We start from the raw sequence: 6324 nt of genomic DNA on the forward strand, positions 1-6324 counted from the left end.
CTCTCCGGCCGGGACGGCGTGCTCACCGGCCGGGACGGCGGCCAGGCCGCGCCAGAGCAGCAGCGCGGCCGGGGCGACCAGGCAGCGGCACGCCCAGGAAGACCCAGCGCCAGCCGAGCTGCTCGACCACCACGCCGGTGATCGCCGGCCCGACCATGGAGGGCACCACCCAGGCCCCGGCGAAGACCGAGAAGACCTTCGGATGCGTCCGGGCGGGGTAGACCCGGGAGACCAGCACGTACAGCGCGACCTGGAAGAGCCCTCCGCCGAAGCCCTGCACGAACCGGCCCAGCACGAACACGTCCATGGTGGGCGCCGTGCCGGCCACCAGCAGTCCCGCGACGAAGGCGGCCACCCCCGTCCAGAGCGGGACCACCGGCCCGCGCAGGTCGCCCCACCGCCCGCCCAGCACGGTGGCGGTCATCCCCGCGGCCAGCGCCCCGCTGAAGGCCAGCGCGTACAGGCCCAGCCCGTCGAGCTCGCGCCCGACCACCGGCATCGCGGTCGCCACCGCCAGCGCCTCGAAGGCGACCAGCACGATCAGGGCCACCATGCCGATCGTCACCGCGCGGTGGCGCCGCGCGAATATGCCCGGGGGAGGTTCCAGAACCGTCGTCGTCATGATCGGACCGTACGGCCGCCGCTCCGGCGGGCGCATCGGCCGGGCGGGTCAGCCCTTGGACGTAGGACTCCCGGCGTCCCGGACGTAGGAGGCCAGGCCGCGCAGCATCAGGTCGAGGCCGAACTCGAACCGCTCGTCGCCGTCCGGGCCGGTCAGCGCGTCGACGTGGGCGGTGAGGCGGGGGAAGCGGTCGGCGGGCAGGTTCCGGTAGAAGGTCTTGATCTGGCCGAACGTCTCCTCCAGGAAGGACTCGACGTCCTTGTCGCTGCCGCGCTGCCGGTTGAGGTAGAGCGCGCTCTCGTAGGCGTCGGCGCAGATGTAGATGCCGAACCGGTCGAGCATCAGCGCGGCGATCCGCGGCGGCACGCCGCCGGCGAGCATGATGGCGAGCTGTCCCTCGGCGATGCGCAGCGCGTTGGGGCTGGTCGGGATGTTGGCCAGTCCCACCCGGGCGATGTCGGCGTGCGAGCTGAAGACCCGGAAGGCGTCCATGACCATCTCCCTGAGCTGCTCCAGCCAGCGCTCCGGATCAGGTTCGGGGACGTGGATCTCGGCCATGACCCGGTCGTAGATCAGGTCGAGCAGCTCCTCCTTGTTCGCCACGTGGGCGTAGAGCGAGGCGGGACCGGTCCCGAGCTCCTGGGCGACCCGGCGCATGCTCAGCGCCTCCAGCCCTTCGGCGTCGACGATCCGCAGGCCCGTGGAGACGATGAGCTCCCTGCTCAGGGCGGCGCGGGGAGCGCTGGGGGCGCGGGTCTTGCGCCAGGGCGGTGCGGGGATGTCGGTCACGCGGCGATGGTACCCCGCCGGATTTCCTCCCGGCGAACGCCGTACCGGGAACGAACGCCGTACTTGACGCGAACGCTGTTCGTTTATATAACGGCGTTCGTAGATTACGAACACTGTTCGCGACACGTCGCGCGCCCCCTTCGGAAGGGACCCCTCATGACCCGCACCGCCACCACCGGCCCCGAGGTCGCCGTCGAGCCGTACCGATGGCGCTGGCCCGCCCTCTTCGTGATCCTCCTCGTCGAGGTCATGGACCTGGTCGACTCCGTGATCACCAACATCGCGGCCCCGTCGATCCGCGCCGACCTGGGCGGATCGACCAGCATGATCCAGTGGCTCGGCGCCGGCTACACCATGGCGATGGCCGTCGGGCTGATCACCGGCGGGCGCCTCGGCGACATCTACGGCCGCAGGCGCATGTTCGTGGTCGGCGCCCTGGGCTTCACCGCCGGCTCGCTCCTGTGCGGCCTGGCCCTCTCCCCCGAGATGCTGACCGGCGCGCGGATCCTGCAGGGACTGTTCGGCGCGGTGATGCTCCCGCAGGGCCTGGGCATGATCAAGGAGATGTTCCCGCCGAAGGAGATGGCCGCCGCGTTCGGCGCCTTCGGGCCGGTCATGGGCCTGTCCATGGTCGGCGGGCCGGTGCTCGCGGGCTGGCTGGTCGACGCCGACCTGTTCGGCGCCGGCTGGCGCATGATCTTCCTGATCAACCTCCCGCTCGGCCTGCTCGCGGTCGCCGGGGCCGCCGCCATGCTGCCCGAGTCCCGCGGCGAGCACGCCTCCCGGCTGGACCTCACCGGCATGGGGCTGGTCTCCGCCGCCGCCTTCCTGCTGGTCTACCCCCTGGTGCAGGGACGCGACCTCGGCTGGCTGGCCTGGACCTTCGCCTCCATGGCCGCCTCGGCCGCGGTGCTCGCGATCTTCGCCCGCCACCAGACCCGCAAGCGGCGCGCAGGCGGCGACCCGCTGCTCGAGACGGGCCTGTTCCGCAAGCGCGCCTTCACCGGCGGCCTGGTCACCGGCCTGGTCTTCTTCACCGCGCTGGTCGGCTTCTCGATGGTGCTCGGCCTGTACTTCCAGCTGGGCCTGGGCTACGACCCGCTCAAGGCGGGCCTGGCGAACCTGCCCAGCGCCGTCGGGACGGTGCTCGGCTTCATCGCCGTCAACGCCGCCGGGCTGGCGCAGAAGGCCGGCCGGCGGCTGATCCACCTGGGCGCCCTCGTGATGGTCGCGGGCCTGGCCGGCATCGCCGTCACCCTCGACCTGGCCGGCGCGGGCGTCACGCCGTGGCAGCTCGCCCCCGCCCTGCTCGTCACCGGCACCGGCATGAGCATGGTCATGGCGCCGTTCTTCGACATCGTGCTGGCCGGCGTGGAGCCGCACGAGTCCGGCTCCGCCAGCGGCACGCTCACCGCCGTCCAGCAGCTCGGCGGCGCGCTCGGCGCCGCCGCGGTCGGCACGCTCTTCTTCGGCCTGCTGGAGGGCGGCCGGGCCTTCCCCGAGGCGATGCGGACCACGCTCTGGGTCTCCGGCGGCATGGTCGCCGTCGCCTTCGCCGCGGCCTTCCTGCTCCCGCTCCGGGCCCGTCCCGAGGAGGAGGGCGCCGGGCACTGAGCGTCCCGGCGGCCGGACCCGCGGAGGGCATGCGGCGGGCCGGCCGAAGCGCCCGGAGACCGAGCGCCGGACGTCCCGGCGGAAGACGGGCCCCCGTGCCGCCTCCCGCCGGGACGGGTCCGTCAGCCCGCCGGGCGCTCCAGGTGGCGTTCGGCCCAGCGGCCGATGTCGCGCCGCTCGATCGCGGCGGCCATCAGGTCGGGGAAGGCGTCGGGGGTGCAGGCGAAGGCGGGCACCCCCATCGCGGCCAGGGCCGCGGCGTTCTCCCGGTCGTAGAAGGGCGCGCCCTCGTCCGACAGCGCCAGCAGCACGATCACCTGCACCCCGGCCGCGGTCATCTGGGCGACCCGGCGGAGCATCTCCTGCCGGACGCCGCCCTCGTAGAGGTCGCTGATCAGGATGAAGATCGAGTCGGTGGGCCGGGTGATGAGGCCCTGGCTGTAGGCGATGGCCCGGTTGATGTCGGTGCCGCCGCCGAGCTGGGTGCCGAACAGCAGCTCCACCGGGTCGTGCAGCTGGTCGGTGAGGTCGACGACCGCGGTGTCGAAGACCACCAGCGACGTCCTCAGCGACCGCATCGAGGCGAGCACCGCCCCGAAGACGCTGGAGTAGACGACCGAGGCGGCCATCGAGCCGCTCTGGTCGATGCAGAGCACCACCTCCCGCTGGACCGCCCGCTGGCGCCTGCCGTACCCGACCAGCCGCGAGGGGATCACGGTGTTCTTCTCGGGCAGATAGTTCTTCAGGTTCGCCCGGATCGTCCGGTCCCAGTCGATGTCGGCGACCCGCCGGGGCCGGTGGGTGCGAGCCGAGCGGTCCAGCGCACCGGTCACCGCGGCCTTCGTCTTCTGCACCAGCCGCCGCTCCAGCTCGGAGACGACCTTGCGGACCAGCGCGCGGGCCGACTCCCTGGCCTTCTCCGGCATCACCTTGTTGAGCGACAGGAGCGTGCCGACCAGGTGGACGTCCGGCTCGACCGCCTCGAGCATCTCCGGCTCCAGCATCAGCCGGGTGAGGTTCAGCCGCTCGACGGCGTCCTTCTGCATCACCTGGACCACGGTCGAGGGGAAGTAGGACCTGATGTCGCCCAGCCAGCGGGCGACCCTCGGCGCGGACGCGCCCAGCCCGCCGCTCCGCTCCCGCGAGCCCTCCCCGCCGCCGTTGTAGAGCGCGGCCAGCGCGCCGTCCATCCCCGCGTCGTCCCGCTCAGCGCGCACCCGGTGCCGTCGGCGTCGCCGCCGAGCACCAGCCGCCAGCGGCGCAGCCGCTCTCCGTCGCCCGTCCGGGCCTCCCCCGTGATCACGCCGCCCATCAGGCCCTCCCCAAAATCGCCAGCACGGTCCGCACGGCCGCCGCCGCGCGCTCGTCGTCCACGTCGTCGGCGGCCCCGGCCGCCTCCGGTGCCGCTCCCGGGCCCAGGACGCGGACCCGCTCCCCGATCGAGCGGCGCTCCGGTGCGGCGAAGGCGCCGAACGCCCGCCGCAGCAGGGGCAGCACGTCCACGAACGCCTCCGGGGCCAGCCCGGACAGCCACCCGTCGACCAGCCCGAGGAGCCGGGCGTCGTGGACCAGCAGCAGCCCGCCGCCCGAGGTGAACCCCTCGATCCAGGCCGCCGCGCGGGCGGGCGGGTGCCCGGCGGACATGGCGCGGGACATGCGCCGCTCCGCCCGGGCGGTGTCGAGGTCACCGGCGTCCAGCAGGATCCGCACCAGCCGCCCCTCGATCAGGCCGTGCAGGTCGGAGCGGCGGGACACCGCGCGGAGCGCGCCCAGCCAGCGCGTCCTCGGCCGGTCCTCCGCGGGCTCCGGTACAGATCCCGCCGCCCGCTCCTCCGGCGGACCCTCCCCGGCGTCCAGCAGGCCGACCGCGGCGTGCACCGCGTCGACGTGGCGACCAGGTCGCGGGCGCGTCGTCGCCAGCCCGGCCGCCGCGCGCCAGCCCGACGCAGATCCGGGTCAGCAGCGCCTCGGCGATCGAGGACAGCCCCGCCGCGGGCGTGCCGCGCACGTCGCCGTAGCGCTGGGCCCTGACCATCGCGGGCAGCGCCGCCATCAGGTGGGTCACGTCCCCGTCCAGCGCCGCCCGCGCCGACAGCGCGTCCAGCACGTCCGGCAGCGCCTCCGGCAGGCCGGCCAGGAGGCTGCGCTCGACCAGCGCCGTCAGGTCGGCCAGGGAGGCGGCGGCGGACGCCAGGTCCCGGACGCGGGTGGCGGCGGCGGCCGGGACGGTGGTGCCCCAGGCGCCCGCCTCGATCAGGTCGATGTCGAACTCCGGACGCCAGGCGAGGGTCCACGATTCCCGGAAGGTGCCCTTGCCCGTGCTCTCCCGCGGACCGCCCCAGCCCACCCCCAGCAGGCGCAGGCGGTGCAGCAGCCTGCTGCGCTCCAGGTCGAGCGGCTTGCGCAGGTCGAGGTCGAGCTCGCGCTCCAGTGCCTCGGGCTTGAGCCGCAGCCGCCGCTGCTCGGCGCGCAGGTGCCGCTGGAGCGGGACCATCGGGGTGGCGTCGGGGACGTGGCCGAGCCTCTCCCCCACGACCATGCGCCGCCCGATCAGCTCCACCGGCAGGTCGTCGCCCTCGCACAGGACCGCCCTGGCCGCCTCGGTGACCTCCGCGAGCCCGGCCAGCGGCCGCCCGCGGAGCACCGCCAGGGAGCGCGCCAGCCGTACGGCCTCGATGACGTGCGCGGAGGAGACCGGCAGGTCCTCCTCCCGCAGCACCCCGGCGGCCTCGGTCAGCCACCGCTCCACCGGCCGGTCGGGCGCGGCGAACAGGTGGTGGTACCAGCCCGGGGAGGTCACGCCCGCGCCGTACCCGCTCCAGGCCGCCAGCCGCCCGTAGGTCCACGGCACCCAGGTCGTCTCCACCTTGGCCTTGGGCAGGCCCCGCAGCAGCGCGTCGTCCGCCTTCGCCGCCGGCAGCCCCGCGCCCCAGGACTTCCCTTTGCCCGTGCCCGGCGCGCCCGGCGCGCCCGCCAGGGCGGGCACGTGCCAGGCGCCGCAGACCACGGCGATCCGCTCGAACCCGTCCTTGACCGCCCCGCGGACCGTGCGGCGCATGAAGGCCTCGCGCCGCGCCTCGTGCGCGTCGGGGACGTACCCCTCGCGGACCGCGGCCATCGCCTCGGCGATCACCTGGAACGGCGTGTCGCCGCGGTGCTCGACCGCGTCCTCCCACCACCGCTCGGGGTCGTCGTAGCCGGCGGCGCGGGCGAGCGCCCCGATCGGATCGACCCGTACGGCCCGCGCCCCGCCGTCGTCGAGGTCCGCGGGACCGCCACCGTCCCCGGCGGTCCCGCCG

General features: G+C 74.7%; 4 protein-coding genes and 2 pseudogenes. 1 reads left to right on the forward strand and 5 read right to left on the reverse strand.

Annotated elements, in window-relative coordinates; genetic code table 11:
* Positions 1-22: 22 nt before the first annotated feature.
* Entirely contained in the window at positions 23-622 is a 600-nt protein-coding gene (locus tag ACWJ6R_RS27810; RefSeq protein ID WP_449065065.1) for an MFS transporter, read from the reverse strand.
* 48 nt (positions 623-670) lie between these two features.
* Positions 671-1411 carry a TetR/AcrR family transcriptional regulator C-terminal domain-containing protein gene (locus ACWJ6R_RS27815; RefSeq protein WP_449065066.1) on the reverse strand — a complete coding sequence of 247 codons (741 nt, stop codon included), beginning with the start codon at positions 1409-1411 and terminating at the stop codon, positions 671-673.
* A 156-nt stretch (positions 1412-1567) separates the two neighbouring features.
* Between ACWJ6R_RS27815 and ACWJ6R_RS27820 the strand changes: the two genes are divergently transcribed.
* A complete protein-coding gene (locus ACWJ6R_RS27820; RefSeq protein WP_449065067.1) occupies positions 1568-3025 on the forward strand; it encodes an MFS transporter in 1458 nt (485 codons plus the stop codon).
* 122 nt (positions 3026-3147) lie between these two features.
* On the opposite strand, the pseudogene ACWJ6R_RS27825 reads toward ACWJ6R_RS27820, so the two are convergent.
* From ACWJ6R_RS27825 to ACWJ6R_RS27835, 3 genes and pseudogenes are all read right to left on the reverse strand, one after another.
* A pseudogene (locus tag ACWJ6R_RS27825) lies at positions 3148-4337 on the reverse strand (VWA domain-containing protein).
* Entirely contained in the window at positions 4337-4903 is a 567-nt protein-coding gene (locus ACWJ6R_RS27830) for a DUF5682 family protein (protein ID WP_449065068.1), read from the reverse strand. The pseudogene ACWJ6R_RS27825 and the gene ACWJ6R_RS27830 overlap by 1 nt, the downstream one beginning before the upstream one ends.
* 82 nt (positions 4904-4985) lie before the next feature.
* A pseudogene (locus ACWJ6R_RS27835) lies at positions 4986-6248 on the reverse strand (DUF5682 family protein); the annotation flags it as partial.
* Positions 6249-6324: the final 76 nt, after the last annotated feature.

This window comes from Planomonospora algeriensis, from assembly GCF_977012225.1.

What these genes read in the sequence shown, in the direction of transcription:
- ACWJ6R_RS27820 (WP_449065067.1), top strand. Translation starts at nt 1,568, where the DNA reads ATGACCCGCACCGCCACCACCGGCCCCGAGGTCGCCGTCGAGCCGTAC.
- ACWJ6R_RS27810 (WP_449065065.1), bottom strand. Translation starts at nt 622, where the DNA reads ATGACGACGACGGTTCTGGAACCTCCCCCGGGCATATTCGCGCGGCGC.